Origin of the sequence: Pelomonas sp. Root1237 (assembly GCF_001425055.1) — a bacterium.
Lineage (GTDB): Bacteria > Pseudomonadota > Gammaproteobacteria > Burkholderiales > Burkholderiaceae_C > Pelomonas.
On sequence record NZ_LMDK01000019.1, the window covers coordinates 127,297 to 147,119 of the forward strand.

Here is a 19,823-nt window from a genome sequence, read left to right on the forward strand (position 1 = left end):
TATCCACTTCCTGTTGTTGGAGTCTCCATGAAGAAAGTTCTGCTCGTCGCAGCCCTGTTCGCCGGCGTTTCGGCCGTGCATGCCGAAGACACGCTGAAGAAGATCAAGGACAGCGGCGCGATCACGATGGGTGTGCGCGAATCGTCGGGCCTGTCCTACACCATCGGTGATGGCAAATACGTCGGCTACCACATCGATGTCTGCGAGCACGTCGTTGCCGACCTGCGCAAGCAGCTGGGCAGCAAGATCGAAGTCAAGTACCAACCGGTCACATCGGCCAACCGCATCCCGCTGACCGTCAACGGCACCGTCGACCTGGAGTGCGGCTCCACGACAAACAACGCCACCCGCCAGAAGGACGTCGCCTTCGCCGTGACAACCTATGTCGAGGAAGTGCGCATCGCCGTGAAGGCCAACTCTGGCATCACCGGCATCGGCCAGCTCAACGGCAAGACCGTCGCGACGACGACCGGCACCACGTCCGTGCAGACGCTGCGCAAGCACGAGCGCGCCAACGGCGTGGACTTCAAGGAAGTCTTCGGCAAGGACCACGCCGACAGCTTCCTGCTGCTGGACTCAGGCCGTGCCGACGCTTTCGTCATGGACGGCTCCATCCTGGCCAAGAACATCGCCACGTCCAAGAACCCGGCCGACTTCAAGATCGTCGGCGAGGTGCTGTCGGTCGAGCCGATCGCCATCATGATGCGCAAGGACGACCCGGGCTTCAAGACCGCGGTCGACAACAGCATCAAGGCCATGATGAAGTCGGGCGAGATGGCCAAGATCTACGACAAGTGGTTCATGCAGCCCATCCCGCCGACCAACACGAAGATTGGCCTGCCGGTGTCCACTGCGACCAAGGACGCCTGGGCCAACCCCAACGACAAGCCGATGGAAGACTACGCGAAGAAGTGATTCGCGCATCGACCTGAACCACCGCAAAGCGGGTGCCTGGCACCCGCTTTGCTTTAGCTAAGAGGCTTGAGGAGAGGGCCATGAGTTGGGACTGGCAGTTCTACTGCAATGACACCGCCACCGGGGAGGCCGTTGCTGGCTGCTTCGGCCCGGGCGGCAAGGAGCAGACTTATCTGCAATGGATGCTGAACGCCTGGGGCTGGACGCTGAGCGTCTCGCTGCTGGCCCTCGTGCTGGCGCTGGTGGTCGGTTCGCTGATCGGCATTGCTCGCACCGCGCCGAACAAATGGCTGGCGCGCTTCGGCGAGGCGTGGACCGAGCTCTTCCGCAACATCCCGCTGCTGGTGCAGGTCTTTCTCTGGTACCACGTGCTGCCATCGCTGTTCCCGGTGCTGCGTGAGGCCGTGCCGTCCTCCGTGCTGGTCGTCTTCGCCTTGGGTTTCTTCACCAGCGCGCGCATCGGCGAGCAGGTCAAGGCCGGCATCAAGACCCTGCCCACCGGCCAGCGCTACGCCGGCCTGGCCATGGGCCTGACGCTGCCCCAGACCTACCGCCACGTGCTGCTGCCGATGGCGTTCCGCATCGTCATTCCGCCGCTGACGAGCGAGAGCATGAACATCGTCAAGAACTCGGCGGTCGCCTTCGCGGTCAGCATCCCCGAGCTGGCGCAGTTCGCGCAGCAGGCCTCCGAAGAGACGTCTCATTTCGAGGAGATCTACATCCCCGTCACCGCGCTGTATTTCGTCTCGGCCTTCGCCATCAACCGCATCGCCAAGTTCATTGAGGCGCGCGTGCGCATCCCCGGCCAGTCGGGAGGCAAGTGATGCTGAATCTCGACTATTCCTTCGTGAACTGGGCGGTCGTCCAGAGCTTCGTCGCCAAGGGCTTCTGGTTCTCCATCCAGCTGACGCTGGTGGCCATGATCGGCGGCATCATCCTGGGCACGCTGCTGGCGATGATGCGGCTGTCCAGCAAGCCATGGCTGTCTGTGCCGGCGGCGTTTTACGTCGACACGCTGCGCTCCATCCCGCTGGTGATGGTGATCCTGTGGTTCTTCCTGCTGATCCCCAAGCTCGTCGGGCCGCTGGGCGGGCAGATGTCGGCCTTCATCACCTTCACGCTGTTCGAGGCCACTTACTACTCGGAGATCATGCGTGCCGGCATCCAGTCGGTGTCGCGCGGTCAGGTCAACGCCGGGTATGCCGTGGGCATGACCTACGGCCAAAGCATGCGTTACGTGGTGCTGCCCCAGGCCTTCCGCAACATGCTGCCGGTGCTGCTGACCCAGACCATCATCCTGTTCCAGGACACCTCGCTGGTCTATGCCGTTGGCGAGTACGACCTGCTCAAGGGCTTCGAAGTGGCCGGCAAGAACTTCAACCGCCCCGTCGAGACCTATCTGGCGGCTGCGGTCGTCTACTTCGTCATCTGCTTCGGCCTGTCCCGCCTCGTGCGGGAGCTGCAGAAGAAGATCGCCATCATCCGTTGAGTCGAATCGAGTCCGCCATGATCGATATCAAGAACATCTCCAAGTGGTACGGCAGCTTCCAGGTGCTGACCGAATGCACCACGACCATCCAGAAGGGCGAGGTTGTCGTCGTCTGCGGGCCGTCCGGCTCGGGCAAGTCGACGCTGATCAAGACCGTCAACGCGCTGGAGCCCTTCCAGAAGGGCGACATCGTCGTCGACGGCATCTCCATCGCCGACCCCAAGACCAACCTGCCCAAGCTGCGCTCGCGCGTCGGCATGGTGTTCCAGCATTTCGAGCTGTTTCCCCATTTGTCGGTGACCGAAAACCTGACCATCGCGCAGATCAAGGTGCTGGGCCGCTCGGCGGCCGACGCGAAGACCCGCGGGCTGAAGATGCTGGACCGCGTCGGCCTGAGCGCCCACAAGGACAAGTTTCCCGGCCAGCTTTCTGGCGGCCAGCAGCAGCGCGTGGCCATCGCGCGAGCGCTGTCGATGGACCCCATCGTCATGCTGTTCGACGAACCCACCTCGGCGCTGGACCCTGAAATGGTCGGCGAAGTGCTGGACGTGATGGTGCAACTGGCCCACGAGGGCATGACCATGATGTGCGTGACCCACGAGATGGGCTTTGCCAAGCGGGTCAGCAATCGCGTCATCTTCATGGACGCGGGCAAGATCGTCGAGGACTGCAGCAGCAGCGACTTCTTCACCAAGCCCGAGGAGCGCTCGCCGCGCGCCAAAGACTTCCTCGCGAAGATTCTCCAGCACTAGGAAGGAGCCCGTGATGAGCAGCGTCGGCACGGGATGGAGAGAAGTCATCGCGGCCGACGAAGCTGCTCGCCACGCTGCCGCCGCCAAGGCCATGGCCGAGATGCAGAAGCGCAAGGACGAGCGCTTCGGCGCCGGCCGTGCACTGCACCGCAAGGGCGTTGCCGCGGTGCGCGGGCGGCTGCGTGTGCCGCAGGGCCTGCCAGGGCATGCCCGCCACGGCCTCTTTGCCGAGCCGGGTGAGCATGAGGTCTGGGTGCGGCTGTCCAACGGCGCGATGGACAAGCAGAGCAACCGCCGGCCCGACATCCGCGGCTTTGCGATGCGGGTCTTCGGCGTCGATGGTGAGGCGGCCCTCGGCGGCCGCACCGATCACCAGGACCTGTCGCTGATCAACCAGACGGCCTTTGCGTTTCCCGACAGCCGCCATTTCTTCGGTCTCGTCGAGGCAGCCGGCCGCAGCCCGGGCGCAGTGATCGGCTGGATGTTCAAGACCTTCGGCTTCATCGGCGGCTTCAAGCAGCTCAAGAAGCTGGCGGCGACGGCCAGCAAGCCTTTCACGGGTTTCGCGACCGAGGCCTTTGCCAGCACGCTGCCCATCAGCTGCGGCCCCGCCGCCGTCAAGCTGCGCCTGCTGCCGCCCGCCGGGCTGAAGCCGCGTACCGAGGTCAACGGTGACTGGGCCGGCGATCTCGCTGCCCAGGCGGCGGCCGGCCCGTTGAAGTACCGGCTGCAGCTGCAGTTCTTCGTCGACGAGGCGCGCACGCCGCTGGAGGACGCGTCCGTCGAATGGCCCGAGTCCGTCGCGCCCTTCGTCGACGTGGCCGAGCTGACGCTGGAAGCGCCGTCGACCGACGTCGACTTCATCGCTCGCGTCGAAGCCGGTGTCTTCGACCCCTGGCAGGCGTTGGTGGCGCACCGGCCTCTGGGCGAGGTCATGCGCGCGCGCAAGGTGGCCTACTTCACCAGCCAGCAGGGCCGCGGCGCCGCCTAGCCGCGCCGCGCCATCCCGACGCGCTGATTCAAAGGAACATGCCGCCCGAGGCTTCGATGCGCTGGCCGGTGATCCATCCCGCACCGGGGCGCATCAGCGCGGCCGCAGCGCCGCCGATGTCCTCGGCCTCGCCGACCCGGCCCAGCGCCGTGACCGAAGCGACAAAGCGGTTCAGCTCCGCGTTGTCGCGCACCGCGCCGCCGCCGAAGTCGGTCGCGATGGCGCCCGGCGCCAGCGTGTTGACGCGGATGCCGCGGGCCGCCAGCTCCTTGGCCTGGTAACGGGTCAGCACTTCCACCGCCCCCTTCATGGCCGCGTAGGCGGCATAGCCCGGGATGGTGAAGCGGGCCAGGCCGCTGGAGACGTTGAGGACGCTCGCGCCGTCGGCCAGCAAGGGCAGCAGGGCCTGGGTCAGGAAGAAGGGGCCTTTCAGGTGGATGGCGAGCATCGCGTCGAACTGGGCCGGCGTTGTCTCGGCAAAGCTGGCATGCGCGCCGGCGCCGGCGTTGTTGATGAGGCCGTCGAGCTGGCTGGCATTCCAGGCCTTCAGGCCGGCGCCCACGCGCTCGGCGAAGGCCGGGAAGCTCGTCGGGTCGGCCACATCCAGCGGCAGCGCCAGCGCACGGCGGCCCAGGGCCTGGATTTGTGCAACGACGGCATCCGCCGCCGCAGCGGCTTCACGGTAGGTCAGCACGATGTCGTGGCCGTCGCGGGCCAGGGCCAGCGCCATCTGGGCGCCAAGGCCGCGGCTGCCGCCGGTGATCAGGGTGATGGGGGAAGAACTCATATCAGCTCCGTCAGAGGATGGGGTTTGTGGACGGAGTGAAATTTATTGTTCGTTCTGATGTGGATAAAGTCGCCGCAGCTGAAATGACTGTGCTTTGAATGACATCCAATCTCGACCTCGCTTCGCTGCGCGTCTTTTTGCAGGTGGCCGAACTGGCCCATTTCAGCCGGGCTGCCGATGAGCTGGGCATGCCCAAGGGCCGCGTCAGCCAGGTGGTGCGCGACCTGGAGGCGCAACTCGGCACGCGGCTCTTCCAGCGCACCACCCGGCGGGTCAGCCTGACGTCGGATGGCGAATTGCTCGCGGAGCGGGCCCGCGCGCTGATGGCGGACGCCGGCGAGATCGAGGCGCTGTTCCAGCAAGACCAGCAGCTCAGCGGCCGGCTGCGCGTGGATATGCCGGTGCGGCTGGCGCTGGACGCCGTGCTGCCGGCCCTGCCGGAATTCCTGGCCGCCCACCCCGGCGTGACCGTGGAGCTGAGCTGCACCGACCGCCGCGTCGACCTGGTGGAAGAGGGCTTCGACTGCGTGCTGCGCGTGGGTGCCGTGCACGACCCGCTGCTGGTGGCGCGGCCGCTGGGGCAGATGCGCATGGTCAACGTGGCCAGTCCCGGCTACCTCGCCGCGCATGGCACGCCGGCCACGCCGGACGACCTGGTCGCGCAGGGCCACCACCTCGTGCACTACAGCCAGAGCTGGGCCGACCGCCGCCCGCGCTTCGACTGGGTGGACGCCGCCGGGCAGGAGCGCACGCTGACCCTGCCGTCACGCGTCACCGTCAACAACACCGACGCCTACCAGGCCGCGGCGGTGGCAGGCGCCGGCGTCGCGCAGTTCCCCCTGCAGGGCGTGCGGCATCTGCTGGCCGACGGCCTTCTGGTCCAGCTGCTCGACGGTTTCGATGCCGCGCCGCTGCCCGTGCGACTCGTGCTCAGCCAGCGCCGCCACACGCCGCGCCGGGTGCGCGTGTTCATGGACTGGCTGGCGGGCCGGCTGGCCGACCGGCTTGATGCCCAGGGGAGCGCTGAATAGGTCCCGCGATGCGGCGCGCCCTGGTTTGGGATGGGCTGCAAGGCGCAAACCACAGCCATAGCTTGGCTATGGCGAGGATTTGCAACGCAGCAGACCGCCCAAAGCAGGGATGCGCCGCGCGTGAGGACTTGTTCAGCGCTTCCCTATAGCTTGACCGGCCCGTCGATGGCCGCCGCGCCCGACACTGCCGCCTTGGCCTGCTGCTGGCGCACGCGGTCCAGATAGCCCTCGGAGCGCTGCAACTGCTCCTGGATGAGCTTGTTGTTGGTGCCCATGGTCTCGATGGCCTTGCTGCGGAAGTTGTCCATCGCGTCCATGGCCTGGAAGGTCTGGTCGAACATGGACTGGATCTGCTGGATGCCCAGCATGGGGTTGGCCGAGAACTCGGCCGTCGCGTCCACATGCTGGTTCAGCGCCGTGCCGGTCTGGTTGATGAGGTCGCCGATGGTCTTGTTGACGCCCTGCAGCATCTGCATGACCTCGATCTGGTTGCCGGTGGCGCGCGCCACGGTCTGGGCCACGGCCAGGGCACTCATGCCCGTCGTCGCGACGCGATCGCAGCCAATCATCATTTCGCGGCCGGTCTTCTTCAGCACGTCCAGGGCCAGGTAGCCGTTCACGCAGACGGCCTGCTGGGTCTGGATGTCGGCCAGGTTCTGGCGGGCGTAGAACAGCACTTCCTGTTCGAGTGCCTTGGCCTTCATCGGGTCGGTTGGCTGCAGCTCCTGCACGCGCGTGGCCAGGCGTTCGTCCAGCACACGAGCAAAGCGCGCGGCGGCGGCGAGCTTCTGCATCGCCTCCCAGAGCTTGCTGCGCGTGGCCTCGACGTCGATGACGTCCTTCTGGATGTCGTCCTTGGCCGCGTAGAGCTGGGTCATGGCCGTCTGCAGCTGCGAGCTGGCGGACTGGAAGCGGCGGAAATAGGCCTCCAGCTTGTTGCCGAAGGGGATGATTCCGAGCAGCTTGCGCGGCTGCAGCAGGTCGCCGTCCTTGCCGGGGTTGAGCTCGTCGAGCTGGCCGCGGATGGCCGCGATGGCCTTGTAGGCCGGCGTGTCGGTCGCACCGACGAAGTTGCGCTGCATCAGGCTGCCCTGCATCAGCCCGGCGGCCAGGCTGATCTCCTGGCGGCCGAGCTGGAAGGCGCTGTCAAGCTTGGCCTTGAAGGGCTCGCTGTGCAGGTCTTCCTTCTCCAGCGCCTCGATGAAGCGCTGCACCTGCGCATCCACCTGGCTGCTGACCTCGGCCTTCAGCGGCACGGCCTCGACGGCGGCGGCCGGTTGCACCGGCGTGATGACCTCGGGCGGGGTCAGCGTGAACGTGGGAGCGGCGGTTGTCGTGGTCGTGGTGTTCATGCGATGTCCTTGCTGCCGAACTTCTGGTTCAGGAATTCACTGTGGCGCAGGAAGGCCTGGGCGTCCTGCGAGGCGAGATCGTCGCCGAGCTGCTCGACCTTGGTCTCCAGCTCGGCCAGCACGCCCTCGAAGGTGGTCTGCGCCGTCTTGCCATTGGCCAGCAGCTTGGTGGTGGCGAACTGCGCCGGGATGCTGAGATAGGTGTTCAGCGCCTGCGGCAGATAGCTGATGGCGATGTGGCGGGCGTGGAAGGTTTCCTGCAGGCTGAGCTGGCCCTTGCTGCGCTCCCACTGGTCGAGCAGGCCTTCGAGGCGCTGGCAGAGCTGCTTGATGCGCTGGGCCAGCGGCGCCGGAATGCGCCCGCCCGGGTTGTGTTCCGTCAGGCCGCGCACACCGGCCAGCGCCCGGCCCATGGCCTCGCGGGCGTCGCCCTCGTCCTCGAAGTTCAGCGCTTCCCAGGCGTCCTCGCGCGTGCTGGGCCAGCCCCACCACAGCGCGCCGCCGACCAGGCCGACGGCATAGCCGAGCGCCGCGACACCCAAACCCCAGCCGCCGAGAAAGCCCAGGCCCTTCAGCACCAGCACGGCGGTCGCTGCCAGCAGGCCGCACCAGTTGGCTGGCGCGTTCAGCCATCTGAGAAGCCCGCTCATTGATACGCCCGGATGTCCTTGAACACCGCATACAGCGGCGTCTTGCGTGCATCGAAGACCCTGCCGCCGGTGATCTCCACCAGCGCCTTCAGGTCGCCCGCATCAGCCTCGCCGAACAGCACCATGAAGACGGGGATGCCGCGCACGTCCTCGGGCAGCTGCTCGTAGGCGCGTTTGAAGTCTTCCAGGCGGCGGCCCATATTGCTCTTGCCGTCGGTGAAGGCGACGACCGAGTACTGGTAGTCGGGGTTGCGCTTGCGCTCCTCCAACATCTGCTGCAGGCCGGCCAGTACCGCGTCGTACAGGGCCGTGCCGCCGGCCATCTTCAGTTCGTCGGCGGCGTCGCGCACACGCTTGAGCTCATTGCGCTTGGCCTCGGTGTCGGCCTGCGGCAGCACGCCCTTGGCCACCTTGCTGCCGGCCGGGATCTCGAAGGCCACCGGCTCGCGTGGCCGGTCGCTGAAGGGCAGGAACCACAGCCGCTCGCGGTTGGTCAGCTTGGCGACGCGGCCGGTCAGCGATGCGTCGGCGCCGGCCAGGTAGTGGATGGCCTCGACGAGCTGCTCGCGGCGCTTGCCCTGCATGCTGCCGCTGGTGTCCAGCACGAAGGTGCTGGCGATGGGTTTGCGGAATTCGTTGAGATAGGCGTCGATGAGGCCGTCGGCCAGTTGGCGGTCGGGCGAGAAGGGCAGCTCGACCTGGAAGCCGCGCGCCGGCAGGATGTCGGCGACCTGGGCGGCCACTTCGGCCCGCATCGGGCGGCGCAGCGTCTGGCGTGCCAGCCACAGCTGGGCGGTGTCGCCCTTCAGGTATTCGACGACCTTCAGGTAGTCGGCCCGGCGCGCCTCGTTGAGCAGCATGAACGGGTAGTCGGCCGTGGCCACACCTTCGTACGGATAGATCAGGTGCAGGGGCTCGCGCAGCTTGCCGCTGGCGTTCAGGCTCAGCAGCCAGCTCTCGTAGTTGATGAAGGCGTTGGCCCGAGTGCCCTGCTGCTTGATGAACTGCTCGGCCAGGTAGGTCGAGTTGTCACCGACGATCTTGTAGCCCTTCAGGAAGTCGGCAATCGCGCCACGGTCCACATCGGCGGCGGAGAGCGCCTCGCCCTTGCCGCCGGCCGCGGCCACCACGCCCAGCAGGGCCATGAAGCCCTGGTTGCTGGTGGCCGGGTTGGACAGCGCGTACTGCAGCTTGCCTTGCTTGGCGGCACGGGTGATGTCGGCCCAGGTCAGCTTGGCGTCGGGCTTGTCCCAGCCGTTCTTCGCCGCATCGCTCTTGCTGACGCCTACCGCCATGGGCGACAGCATGATCTTTTCCTGCAGCTTGACCTTGCCCTGGCCGGCCGCATCGCTGAGCAGGTATTTGGCATTGGCGAACCAGGCCACGTCGGGCTTGGGCTTGCCGGCGCTGTCGCCGCTGAGCACCTCCTGGGTGCTTTCCATCGTGCCGCCGAAGCGGAACTGCACGTCCACGCCGGTGGCCGACTTGATCTGCGCGGCCAGCGGCTCGATGTCCTTGAGGTCGCTGGTAGCCAGGACCTGCAGCGTGGAGCTGGCGGAGGGTTGCGGCGCAGCCTGCGGGGCGGGCGCAGGATCGGGCGCCTTGCCGCAGGCGGCCAGCAGCGTGAAGCTCAACAGCAGTAGGGCACGGCGCATCACTGGTTCATCTCCCGGCTGACGATGTCGATCATTTCAAACATCAGATCGAACCCTGGCGGGTCGATGACCTGGTTCAGCTTCACGTCCACGGCCAGGCCGGCGGTCTTGGCAGCCTCGGCAAAGGCAGCCGTGTCGCCGGTGCGGAAGCCCTGCTCCAGCGCCACGGCCTGCAGCGTCTTGTTCGTGGCCAGCAGTTCGGCCAGCCGCTTGCCGCGCTCGTTCAGCGCCACCAGCACCCATTTGTTGACGATGGTGGGCTGCGGGTACATCAGCACCATCTCGGGCCGTACGCCGCCTTTCTGGGCCTGGGCCACCATCTGCGCCTCGTAGATGAAGGTCATCGGCGTCTTGCCCATGCCGATGGACAGGTAGTCGTCGAAGGCGCCGTTGACGTAGTTCTCCTGGAAGCCCTGGCGCTTGAACAGCTCGGCGAGCTGGGCCGCGTACTTCTGCGCTGCCGTGCGGTCGGCCACCACGTCACCGTTCAGCGCCGCCGAAGTCAGCGCCAGATACATGGCGGCCGAGTTGCTGCGGCGGATGTCGGTCGTGCTCACCAGCACGCTGCGCGACACCGCGTAGTCGCCACTGGCTTTCAGGTCACGCCAGCGCTGCTTGGCCAGCATGGCCTGCGTCAACTTCTCCATGTCCAGGCTGTAGACCTTGGGCGCCATCGTCTTGGCCATGCCGTTGGCGGCCAGGATCTTGGCGACCGGCTCCCAGGACGCCACGACCAGCGGCGTGTGGAAGGGCGAGGTCTGCGTCGCGGTCTTGCCGGCCTTGCGCGCGGCGTCGGCAATCATGTTGGCGGCGACGACGCCGCTGGCGATGAAGAAGTCGGGCTGGTCGGCCGCGCCGATCTTCGCCGCCATGTCGCGGCTGCCCACGCGGGCCACCTGCACCGGCAGCTTGGCGCCAGCCAGCAGCTTGCTCACCCTCTCGTCCTTGAAGAACGCCTCCACGTCGACGGCGATCAGACCCTTGAGCGGCTCGGCGCTCGCGACGGCCGACTGCTCCTGCGCGATCTGCTTGGTTTCGTCATTGGCGCGCAATGCAAAAAACAGGGCGCCGCCAAACAGCGCCAACAGGACCAGGGTGCCGGCCAGTCGTTTTGGGGTGTTCATGAGGGGGTGCAAGCTCCTTTCAATGAGATGCGCAGTGTGCCTGCACCGGGCGGGGTGCGGCGGCGACAATCCGGTTTTATGACCCAAGCTCCCATACAGCTCACCCTCACCCGGCCTGACGACTGGCACTTGCATCTGCGCGACGATGCGGCGCTCGCCAGCGTGCTGCCCTACACGGCGCGCCAGTTCGCCCGCGCCATCGTCATGCCGAATCTGCGCCCGCCGGTCACGACGGCCGCCCAGGCGGTGGCCTACCGCGAGCGCATCCTGGCCGCGTTGCCTGAGGGCCTGGACTTCCAGCCGCTGATGACGATGTACCTGACGGACAACACGCCGCCGGACGAGATCAAGCGCGCCAAGGACGCCGGCGTCGTCGCCCTCAAGCTCTATCCGGCCGGTGCCACGACCAACAGCGACGCCGGCGTGACAGACCTGCGCAAAACCTACAGGACGCTGGAAGCCATGCAGCGCGAGGGCCTGCTCTTCCTGGTGCACGGCGAGGTGACGGACGGCGACATCGACGTCTTCGACCGCGAGGCGGTGTTCGTCGAGCGCGTCATGAAGCCGTTGCGCGCGGCCATGCCCGAGCTGAAGGTCGTCTTCGAGCACATCACGACCAAGGAAGCGGCCCAGTACGTGCTAGAGAGCGACCGCTTCACGGCCGCCACCATCACGCCCCAGCATCTGCTCTACAACCGCAACGCCATCTTCACCGGCGGCCTGCGCCCGCACTACTACTGCCTGCCCGTGCTGAAGCGCGAGGAGCACCGCCAGGCCCTGCTGAAGGCTGTAGCCTCGGGCCTGCCGAAGTTCTTCCTCGGCACCGACAGCGCCCCTCACGCGGCGCAGCTGAAGGAAAACTCGGTCTGCGGCGCCGGCTGCTTCACGGCCATCTCGGCGCTGGAGCTGTATGCCGAGGCCTTCGAAGGCATTGGTGCGCTCGACAAGCTCGATGGATTTGCCGGCCACCATGGCCCCGACTTCTATGGACTGCCGCGCAACACCGGCACCGTCACCCTGAAGCGCGAGCCCTGGACCCTGCCCAGCGCCGTGCCCTTCGGTGAAGCGCAGTTGAAGCCCCTGCGCGGCGGCGAAACCCTGAACTGGAAACTCATCGCATGAAGAAAGTTGCTTTTCTCGTCGACTTCGACAACGTCGCCACCGACGTCATCGAGCAGGCCCTGCAGATGGCCTTCAAGGACTATGAAGCCGTCCACATCCGCCGCGCCTACTGCAACGCCGAGCAGGCGCAGACCCACCAGTCCTTCCTGAAGCGCCTGGGCCTGCGCGCCATCGTCAATCTCGCCATTGGCAAGAACTCGACCGACATTGCCATGGCCGTCGACGCGATGGAACTGGCCATCACCGAGAAGCCCGACGTCATCGTGCTGGTGTCGTCGGACAGCGACTTTGCACCGCTGGTGCTGCGCCTGCGCGAGAAGGGCGCCTGGCTGCGCGGCTTCGGCCAGCACGGCAAGACGGGCGACGGCGTCATCGCCATCTACGACCAGTTCAACGAGCTGGCCCATGACAGCGGCAAGCCTTCGGCCAAGCGCCAGCCGGCGAGGAAGACTGCGTCTCCCCGGCCAGCCGCGAAGAGAGCCGCGCCGGCCAAGGCCGCGGCCGCGGCCCCGGCCCCTGCGCCGGCTGCGAAGCCAACGCCGGCACCTGCACCTGCGCCGAAGGCTGCGCCGGTGCCTGCACCCAAGCCGGCCGCGGCACCCGCCCCGGTTGACGCCAACGTTGCCGCCGCCCGGGAGATCAATGCCATCCTGGCCCTGCTGCCCAGGCTGGCCGACGGCCAATGGCATGACCTCGGCGTGGCGGCCAAGGCGCTGAAAGAGGCCGGCCTGCTGCCCAAGACGGCAGCGTCGACCAAGCTGTTCCGCAAGCACCCGCAGGCCTTCCAGCTGCAGCCGGCCAAGCAGCCCAACCAGGTCCGCTTCGGCCACGGATGATTCGGAATGCTTCACGGGCCTTGCGCGGTGACGAGCGGCTGTCGTGCGCAAAGCGGCTAGCATCGGCGGCCTCCACCGGAGGTCCTGCTTGCTGAAGTCCTGTCTGAAGTCCCTGCTGGGTGCGGCGTTCGCCGGCCTGGCCCATGCCGCTGCTGCGCAATCGCCGCCGCCCGCGCCCGCTACCGCGCCCAACCCGCAGCAGCCACAGGCGCAGCCCCCCACCGTGTCCGCCAGCGCCCGGCGCCTGTATGAGCGCAGCAAGGGCCAGCTGCTGCAGATCCGCACGCTGCTCAAGACCCAGGACAGCCAGGCCTCGGTCGGCTCGGGCTTCCTCGTCAGCGACGACGGCCATGTCGTCACGAACTACCACGTCATCAGCCAGTTCGCGCTGGAGCCCGACAGCTACCGGCTGCGTTACGCGACGACCGACGGCCAGGGCGGGGCGCTGGAGCTGCTGGACTTCGACGCCCGCCGAGACCTCGCGCTGCTGCGTGCCGTCGACGACGGCAAGGGCGGTGGGCTCAAGGGCCGCGGCGCGCTGACCTTCCGCCCGCAGAACCAGCCGCTGGCCAAGGGCGAGCGCATCTATTCCATGGGCAACCCGCACGACGTGGCCTTCGCCGTCGTCGAGGGCAATTACAACGGCCTGGTGGAGCGCAGCTTCGACCCACTGATCTATTACGCCGGCGGCATCAACCCCGGCATGAGCGGCGGCCCGGTGCTGGACGAGGACGGCCTGGTCGTCGGCGTCAATGTGTCGACGCTGCTGTTCGCCCAACAGGTCAGCTTCCTCGTGCCCGGCGAGTTCGCCGAGAGCCTGGTCAAGCGCAGCCTCGCCGCCAAACCCATCCGCACGGCGGCCTGGGGCCGGCTGCGCGACCAGTTGACGCGCTACCAGGACGAGCTCGTCACGCGCTTCCTGGCCGCACCGTGGGAGAGCGCCAATCACGACCGCTACCGCCTGCCCGTGCCCAAGCAGGACTTCATGCGCTGCTGGGGGCGGGGCACCTCGGCCGATACCAAGGGCCTGGACTTCGAACGCTCGCAGTGCCGCATGGACCACGCCCTCTTCGTCAGCGGCAATCTGCAGACGGGCTGGCTGGACATGTCCCATGAGGCCTATGACGGCAGCAAGCTCGGGGCGCTGCGCTTTGCGCGCCAGTACACGGGGAGCTTTCGCAACGAGCGCCTGGGGAGCGCCGACAAGTCGCGCACCGCGCCGTACTGCAAGGAGCAGTTCGTCGATCGTGATGGACTACCGCTGCGAGCCGTCGTTTGCCTGCGCGCCTACCGCAAGCTGGACGGCCTGCACGACCTCAGCGTGCTCGTGACGACGGTGGACTCACCCACCGAAGGCGCGCTGGGCCGCTTCGACGCCCGCGGCATCAGCTTCGACAACGCGCTCAAGCTGGCGGCGCATTACCTGGAGGGCTTCGCGTGGACGAACAGCAAAGCCAAGTGATGCCTGCCATCCCTGACGCCGCAGTCGTCGAACTGCTGGGCCGCGACGGCCGCGCGACCCTGGTGCAGCGCGTGACGCACTGGCCGGTGCGCATCGGCCGCTCGCCGGCCTGCGACATCGTGCTGGACGACGGCCACCTCGCCGCGGAACATGCCGAGCTGCAACTCGCCCCCGGCGGTGGTGTCAGTCTCAGGCTGCTGGACAGCCGCAATGGCGGCAGCGTCGCCGGCAAGCGCCTGGCCGCGGGCGAGGAGGCCACGCTGCCCGAAGGCGGCGCCTTCCAACTCGCGAGCTGCTCGCTGCGCCTGCGCACCAGCGCCGACGCGCTGGCGCCCGAGCATTTGATGGTGATCCATCCGGTGCGCCACTGGGCTCTGCTGCCGCTGCTGCTGCTGTCTCTGGTGTTCTTCCAGTGGCTGGACCGCTGGAGCGCCGTCGACCCGGACGCACGCTGGATCGACTACGCCTCGCCGTTGCTCGGGCCGCTGGCCTTCGTACTCGGCTGGGCCGGGCTGTGGTCGCTGGCCAGCCAGCTCTTTCATCATCGCTTCCCGTTCACGACGCATCTGCGCCGTGCCCTGGTTGTCATCGTCACGCTGCAGGTGCTGGAGTGGCTGCTGCCGGCAGTGGCCTATGCCTTCTCGTGGCCGCGCCTGATGGTGGTGGAGTCGCTGGCCACGCCGGTGGCCGCTGCGGCGTTGGTTGCCTGGCATGCCGGCCTGGTCTGGCCGGGCGCGCGGCGCATCCTGAACGGCGGCATTGCGGCCCTGCTGCTGCTCTTCCTGGGCCTGCAGGTGGGCAGCCGCCAGGAACAGCAATACGTCTTCGGCCCGCCCTACCTGGCCAGCCTGCCGCCGCCGGCGCTGCGCCTCGTGTCGCCGCAGCCGCCTGAGACGCTGATCGATTCGCTGAAGCCGCTGAAGGCCGAACTGGCCAGGCAGGCGCGCAAGGACAACGAGGGCGCCGTCGACGACGACGTCGGCGCCGGCGAGTGAGGCGCTGCGCTCAGGTCTGTGGCAGGAAGCCGTCGACCGAGAGGTAGCGCTCGCCGGTGTCGTAGTTGAAGCCCAGCACACGTGCATTCGCGGGCAGCTCGGGCAGCTTCTGCGCGATGGCGGCCAGCGTGGCGCCGCTGGAGATACCCACAAGCAGGCCCTCCTCGCGGGCGCAGCGGCGGGCGTATTCGCGTGCGGCCTCGGCCTCGACCTGGATGACGCCGTCCAGCAGCGCCGTGTCCAGCACCGCCGGGATGAAGCCCGCGCCGATGCCCTGGATGGGGTGCGGGCTGGGCTGGCCGCCGCTGATGACCGGTGAAGCGCTGGGTTCCACCGCGTAGACCTTGAGTTGGGGCCAGGCGGCCTTGAGCACCTGAGCGCAACCGGTGATGTGGCCGCCGGTGCCGACGCCGGTGATCAGCGCGTCCAGGCCGTCGGGGAAGTCGCGCAGGATTTCCTGTGCCGTTGCCTTGACGTGGATGGCCGGGTTGGCGGCGTTCTCGAACTGCTGCGGCATCCAGGAGCCGGGGTGCTGCTCTAGCAGCTCACGGGCGCGGGCGATGGCGCCCTTCATGCCCTTCTCGCGCGGCGTCAGGTCAAAGCTCGCGCCATAGGCCAGCATCAGGCGGCGGCGCTCGATGCTCATGCTGTCCGGCATGACGAGGATGAGCTTGTAGCCCTTCACCGCCGCCACCATGGCCAGGCCGACGCCGGTGTTGCCCGAGGTCGGCTCGATGATGGTGCCGCCGGGCTTGAGCAGGCCCTGCGCTTCGGCGTCCTCGATCATCGACAGCGCGATGCGGTCCTTGATGGAGCCGCCCGGGTTGCTGCGCTCGGACTTGACCCACACCTCGGCGCCGCTGAACAGGCGCTGCAGGCGGATGTGCGGCGTGTTGCCGATGGTGTCGAGGATGCTGGCGGCTTTCATCGAGGGCTCCGTTTCTGCGAATCGGAGCAGTGTGCCAGCTCACTTGGTGCGTGGCTTGGGCAGGCCTTCGTCGCCATGCTTTATGTGCCCGTCGCGCATCAGGCCAACGCTGAGCGCCACCGCGCGCGCGGCACGCTTGACCTCTTCCTGCACGTCGGTGTCCTTGTCCAGAGCGTCATGGCTGGTTGCATAGGGCTCGTAGTAGCCGATGTAGCGGTCCAAGCGCGCGCCGAATCCGGCGTCGACCAGGCCCATCCAGTCCAGCCAGTCCGACAGCGCACGGCGCGTGCCGTCGATGCCGGCGACGTCGCCGTGCACGACGAGGCCGTAGATGCGACCAGCGAGGTGCTTGGGGTAGCCCCAGCCCTTGAGCGCCATCTCGCGCGCCAGTTCGGGCTTCTTGCCCTGGGTGGAGGTCGGGTCGGGGTTGCCGCCGTCGGCGCAAACGAGGCGGTCCATCATCAGCTTCAAGGGGCTGGTGGCCTGGTACCAGTGCACCGGCGTCAACAGCAGCACGCCGTGGGCGCGCACCCAATGCTCGTAGATCTCGGCCATCCAGTCGTTGGTCTGCCCGGTGGCGTGGTTGGGGTAGCAGCTGCAGGGCCAGTGGCACAGCGGCATCGCGGTGGACACGCAGCCCTTGCAGGGGTGGATGTGGCGGTCGTAATCCGACGTCAACCGGCTCAGGTCCAGCACTTCCACGGCCATGCCTTCGGCCTCGCAGGCGGCGCGGGCGATCTGTGTCATGCGCCAGGTCTTGGACATCTCGCCCGGGCAGCTGCCGTCGTTGCGCGGCGAGGCGTTGATGACGAGGACGCGCGATGATGAGCTGGCCCAGGCGTCCTGAGCCTCCTTCAGCCGCAGGTGCAGGTCGCGCCATTCGCGCGACAGGTCGTAGCCGGGATCAGCAAAGCCCGGGCCGGCCTTGACGGTGATCGGGGCCTTGCGGCCTTCCTCGAAGGCCTCCCAGGCAATCTGCTCCAGCCGACCCAATGCGTCGCGCTCGGCGCCGTAGGCCGGGTCGACGAAGCGTTGCCGGAAGCGCTCGCCGAACTCCTGGCGGCCCATGATCTGCGCCTGGCCGGTTCTCACGGGTGAAGTCATGACGGAATCTCGGTAGTGGACGTGGCCTCAGGCAAACCACATGCCCGCGCCTGCGATACTCGCTCCCGTGAAGCAAGCCAGACCGCCGCTGGGGCAAGCATGGAAACATGGCCCTGGAGGAAGGTCCGGACTGCATAGAGCGGCGTAGCAGCTAACGGCTGCCCGGCGAAAGCCGAGGATCAGAGCAACAGAGACGAGTCGACCAAACGTGCGGGGTTCGCCCCGCGGGACCGTGAGCGCAGCTCACGGGGTCGGGTGCAACGGGCAATCTCTACGCGCAGCAACACCAAGTAGGCCAGCGTTGATGCGGCTCGCAGAGCTGGCGGGTAGGTGGCACCGAGCCGGGCAGTGATGCTCGGCCCAGAGGAATGGCGGTCACGCCGTCCGAACCGCAAGGGGAGGGCGGTGCACAGAATCCGGCCTATCGGCTTGCTTCACTCTTTTCTTGCCTCTTTCTTTCGGCTGAACGGCCCCGGCTCGATAGACTGCCTTGCATGAATCCCGAAGCCAGCCGCCTCTGGCGTGCGCCTCGCTGGGCCCTGTCCGTGCTGTTGGCCTGTTTGGCCATGGTGGGCCCCTTCTCCATCGACACCTATCTGCCGGCCTTTGCCGGCATTGCCGCGGCGCTGGATGCGACCCCGGTGCAGATGCAGCAGACGCTGTCCGCCTATCTGCTGGGCTTCGCCTTCATGAACCTCTTCCACGGCGCGCTGTCGGACTGCTTCGGCCGCCGCCCCGTCGTGCTGATCGGCCTGGGCGTCTTCACGGCGGCCAGCGTCGGCTGCGCGATGGCGGGCTCCATCGGCCAGCTGGTGTTCTGGCGCACCGTGCAAGGCATGTCGGCCGGCGCCGGCATCGTCGTGTCGCGAGCCATCATCCGCGACATGTTCCCACCGGCGGATGCCCAGCGCGTGATGTCGCAGGTGACACTTTTCTTCGGTGTGGCACCGGCCATCGCCCCCATGGTGGGCGGCTTCCTGTTCGTGCACGCCGACTGGCACTCCATCTTCTGGTTCCTGACCGCCGTGGGCGCTGCCCTGCTGGTATCCAACTGGCGGCTGCTGCCCGAGACGCTGCACGCGAACCTGGTGCAGCCCTTCCACGTCGGCGCACTGATGCGCGAGTACTGGCGGCTGTGCAGCAGCCCGAAGTTCATGATGCTGGTGCTGGCCAGCGGCATCCCGTTCAACGGCATGTTTCTCTACGTGCTGGCCACGCCGGTGTTCCTGGGTGAACACCTGCACTTCGCGCCGCAGCAGTTTTTCTGGTTCTTCCTGTGCTCCATCGGCGGCATCATGGCTGGCGCGGCGGTCAGCGGCCGGCTGGCGGGCAAGATGGGCCCGAAGCGCCAGATCATGCGGGGCTTTCGCATCATGGTGGCCGTGTCGATCACCAACGTGCTGCTCAACCTGTTCGCGCCGCTGAGCCCCTTCTGGGCTCTGCCCATGGTCGGCCTGTTCGCCTTCGGTTGGGCGCTGATGGTGCCCGTCGTCACGCTGCTGGTGCTGGACCAGGTGCCCGAGCGCCGCGGCATGGCTTCGTCGCTGCAGGCCTGCATCGGCTCGGCGGCCAATGGCCTGGTGGCTGGTGTGCTGGTGCCGCTGGTCATGCACTCGACCGTGGCGCTGGCCCTCACGTCGGCGGGGCTGATGATGGTCGGCCTGGTGGCCTGGTACGGCGTCAGGCGCTCCGTTGCGGCCTGATCGTGACTCAAGCCTGGCGGCCGCTTGCCGAAATCACCGACATGATGAAAAAGCGCTGGCTGATCACCGCGCTGCTGGCCGCCTGTGCGGCTGCGCAGGCAGAGGAACCCAAGGAACCCGTGGAGGTGCTGCGCCAGCGCCTGGCGGACCGCCTGTCCACCAAGCCCGAGGGCACGGCCACCGCCAAGCCGGCGGCCAAACCCGTCAAGCCGGGCAAGGCCGAGGCCGCCAAGCCGACGCATTGGGGCTACACCGGCGACATTGGCCCCGAGCGCTGGGCCGAGCTGGCGCCGGAGAACAAGCTGTGCGCCGTCGGCACGCGCCAGAGTCCCATCGACATCCGCGAGGGCATCGCCGTCGAGTTGGAGAAGATCAGCTTCGACTACCGCACCAGCAGCTTTTCGGTGCAGGACAACGGCCACACCATCCAGGTCAATGTCGGCGCCGGCAACGGCCTGACCGTCATGGGCCGGCGCTATGAACTCGTGCAGTTCCACTTCCACCGCCCGAGCGAAGAGCGCGTCAACGGCAAGCAATCCGACATGGTGGCCCACTTGGTACACAAGGATGCGCAAGGCAAGCTCGCCGTCGTCGCCGTGCTGCTGGAGCGCGGGCCCGACAACAAGCCCCAGCCGGTGATCCAGACGGTCTGGGCCAACCTGCCACTGGAAAAGGGCGAGGCCTTGCAAGCCCAGGTGCAGATCGACCTGAACCAGTTGCTGCCCGCCGAGCGCGGCTACTACACCTACATGGGTTCGCTGACGACGCCGCCCTGCAGCGAAGGCGTGCTGTGGATGGTGCTGCGCCAGCCCGTCACCATGACGGCCCAGCAGCTCGGCATCTTCGCCAAGCTCTACCCGATGAATGCGCGGCCGCTGCAGGCCGGCTCGGGGCGGCTCATCAAAGAATCCCAGTAACGGTCTTCGG

19 protein-coding genes and 1 other RNA gene are annotated in these 19,823 nt (G+C 67.4%); 13 read left to right on the plus strand and 7 right to left on the minus strand.

Going from position 1 to position 19,823, the window contains the following annotated elements; translation table 11 throughout:
* Window positions 1-27: 27 nt before the first annotated feature.
* From ASC91_RS23395 to ASC91_RS23415, 5 genes are all read left to right on the plus strand, one after another.
* Window positions 28-915: an amino acid ABC transporter substrate-binding protein gene (locus tag ASC91_RS23395; RefSeq protein WP_056202840.1), complete on the plus strand. Its 888-nt coding sequence runs from the start codon at window positions 28-30 to the stop codon at window positions 913-915.
* Window positions 916-995: 80 nt separating this feature from the next.
* Complete coding sequence (locus tag ASC91_RS23400) at window positions 996-1,739, plus strand: amino acid ABC transporter permease (RefSeq protein ID WP_056202842.1); 744 nt, start codon at window positions 996-998, stop codon at window positions 1,737-1,739.
* Window positions 1,739-2,404, plus strand: a complete 666-nt coding sequence (locus ASC91_RS23405; RefSeq protein WP_056202845.1) for an amino acid ABC transporter permease — start codon at window positions 1,739-1,741, stop codon at window positions 2,402-2,404. The genes ASC91_RS23400 and ASC91_RS23405 overlap by 1 nt, the downstream gene beginning before the upstream one ends.
* 17 nt (window positions 2,405-2,421) lie before the next feature.
* Window positions 2,422-3,156, plus strand: a complete 735-nt coding sequence (locus tag ASC91_RS23410; RefSeq protein ID WP_056202848.1) for an amino acid ABC transporter ATP-binding protein — start codon at window positions 2,422-2,424, stop codon at window positions 3,154-3,156.
* Between the two features lie 13 nt (window positions 3,157-3,169).
* Window positions 3,170-4,147: a hypothetical protein gene (locus ASC91_RS23415; protein WP_056202850.1), complete on the plus strand. Its 978-nt coding sequence runs from the start codon at window positions 3,170-3,172 to the stop codon at window positions 4,145-4,147.
* A gap of 28 nt (window positions 4,148-4,175) precedes the next feature.
* Here ASC91_RS23415 and ASC91_RS23420 read toward each other — a convergent pair whose 3' ends face one another.
* Window positions 4,176-4,934 (minus strand): SDR family NAD(P)-dependent oxidoreductase, encoded by a 759-nt coding sequence (locus ASC91_RS23420; RefSeq protein ID WP_056202853.1) that lies wholly within the window; start codon window positions 4,932-4,934, stop codon window positions 4,176-4,178.
* Window positions 4,935-5,032: 98 nt separating this feature from the next.
* Here ASC91_RS23420 and ASC91_RS23425 point away from each other — a divergent pair, with 98 nt between their 5' ends.
* A complete protein-coding gene (locus ASC91_RS23425; protein WP_056202855.1) occupies window positions 5,033-5,965 on the plus strand; it encodes a LysR substrate-binding domain-containing protein in 933 nt (310 codons plus the stop codon).
* 143 nt (window positions 5,966-6,108) lie between these two features.
* Here the strand turns inward: ASC91_RS23425 and ASC91_RS23430 are convergent, their stop codons facing one another.
* From ASC91_RS23430 to ASC91_RS23445, 4 genes are read right to left on the minus strand one after another with little or no spacing between them, the layout of a single operon-like run.
* Complete coding sequence (locus ASC91_RS23430) at window positions 6,109-7,317, minus strand: toxic anion resistance protein (RefSeq protein ID WP_235532073.1); 1,209 nt, start codon at window positions 7,315-7,317, stop codon at window positions 6,109-6,111.
* Window positions 7,314-7,967: a hypothetical protein gene (locus ASC91_RS23435; RefSeq protein ID WP_056202858.1), complete on the minus strand. Its 654-nt coding sequence runs from the start codon at window positions 7,965-7,967 to the stop codon at window positions 7,314-7,316. The genes ASC91_RS23430 and ASC91_RS23435 overlap by 4 nt, the downstream gene beginning before the upstream one ends.
* Window positions 7,964-9,622, minus strand: coding sequence for a substrate-binding domain-containing protein (locus ASC91_RS23440; RefSeq protein WP_056202861.1), 1,659 nt, complete (start codon window positions 9,620-9,622; stop codon window positions 7,964-7,966). The genes ASC91_RS23435 and ASC91_RS23440 overlap by 4 nt, the downstream gene beginning before the upstream one ends.
* The gene (locus ASC91_RS23445) at window positions 9,622-10,746 is read right to left on the minus strand and encodes a hypothetical protein (RefSeq protein WP_056202864.1); all 1,125 of its coding nucleotides are present in this window, start codon (window positions 10,744-10,746) and stop codon (window positions 9,622-9,624) included. The genes ASC91_RS23440 and ASC91_RS23445 overlap by 1 nt, the downstream gene beginning before the upstream one ends.
* 78 nt (window positions 10,747-10,824) lie before the next feature.
* Between ASC91_RS23445 and pyrC the strand changes: the two genes are divergently transcribed.
* From pyrC to ASC91_RS23465, 4 genes are all read left to right on the plus strand, one after another.
* Window positions 10,825-11,868: a dihydroorotase gene (pyrC, locus tag ASC91_RS23450; protein WP_056202867.1), complete on the plus strand. Its 1,044-nt coding sequence runs from the start codon at window positions 10,825-10,827 to the stop codon at window positions 11,866-11,868.
* Window positions 11,865-12,704: an NYN domain-containing protein gene (locus ASC91_RS23455; RefSeq protein ID WP_056202870.1), complete on the plus strand. Its 840-nt coding sequence runs from the start codon at window positions 11,865-11,867 to the stop codon at window positions 12,702-12,704. Before pyrC ends, ASC91_RS23455 begins: the two co-directional genes overlap by 4 nt.
* 88 nt (window positions 12,705-12,792) lie before the next feature.
* Entirely contained in the window at window positions 12,793-14,166 is a 1,374-nt protein-coding gene (locus tag ASC91_RS23460; RefSeq protein ID WP_235532074.1) for a serine protease, read from the plus strand.
* On the plus strand, window positions 14,166-15,161 hold the full coding sequence (locus ASC91_RS23465; RefSeq protein ID WP_056202872.1) for an FHA domain-containing protein: 996 nt from the start codon (window positions 14,166-14,168) through the stop codon (window positions 15,159-15,161). The genes ASC91_RS23460 and ASC91_RS23465 overlap by 1 nt, the downstream gene beginning before the upstream one ends.
* Window positions 15,162-15,171: 10 nt before the next feature.
* Here the strand turns inward: ASC91_RS23465 and cysK are convergent, their stop codons facing one another.
* Both cysK and ASC91_RS23475 read right to left on the minus strand, forming a co-directional pair.
* A complete protein-coding gene (gene cysK, locus ASC91_RS23470; protein WP_056202874.1) occupies window positions 15,172-16,089 on the minus strand; it encodes a cysteine synthase A in 918 nt (305 codons plus the stop codon).
* Window positions 16,090-16,128: 39 nt separating this feature from the next.
* Window positions 16,129-17,193 (minus strand): flavodoxin family protein, encoded by a 1,065-nt coding sequence (locus tag ASC91_RS23475; RefSeq protein ID WP_056202877.1) that lies wholly within the window; start codon window positions 17,191-17,193, stop codon window positions 16,129-16,131.
* Between the two features lie 69 nt (window positions 17,194-17,262).
* On the opposite strand from ASC91_RS23475, the gene rnpB reads away from it, so the two are divergent.
* From rnpB to ASC91_RS23485, 3 genes are all read left to right on the plus strand, one after another.
* Window positions 17,263-17,633: RNase P RNA component class A (rnpB, locus tag ASC91_RS24835), an RNA gene on the plus strand.
* A 54-nt stretch (window positions 17,634-17,687) separates the two neighbouring features.
* The gene (locus tag ASC91_RS23480; protein WP_056202880.1) at window positions 17,688-18,896 is read left to right on the plus strand and encodes a multidrug effflux MFS transporter; all 1,209 of its coding nucleotides are present in this window, start codon (window positions 17,688-17,690) and stop codon (window positions 18,894-18,896) included.
* A gap of 2 nt (window positions 18,897-18,898) precedes the next feature.
* The gene (locus tag ASC91_RS23485) at window positions 18,899-19,813 is read left to right on the plus strand and encodes a carbonic anhydrase (RefSeq protein WP_235532075.1); all 915 of its coding nucleotides are present in this window, start codon (window positions 18,899-18,901) and stop codon (window positions 19,811-19,813) included.
* Window positions 19,814-19,823 lie beyond the last annotated feature (10 nt).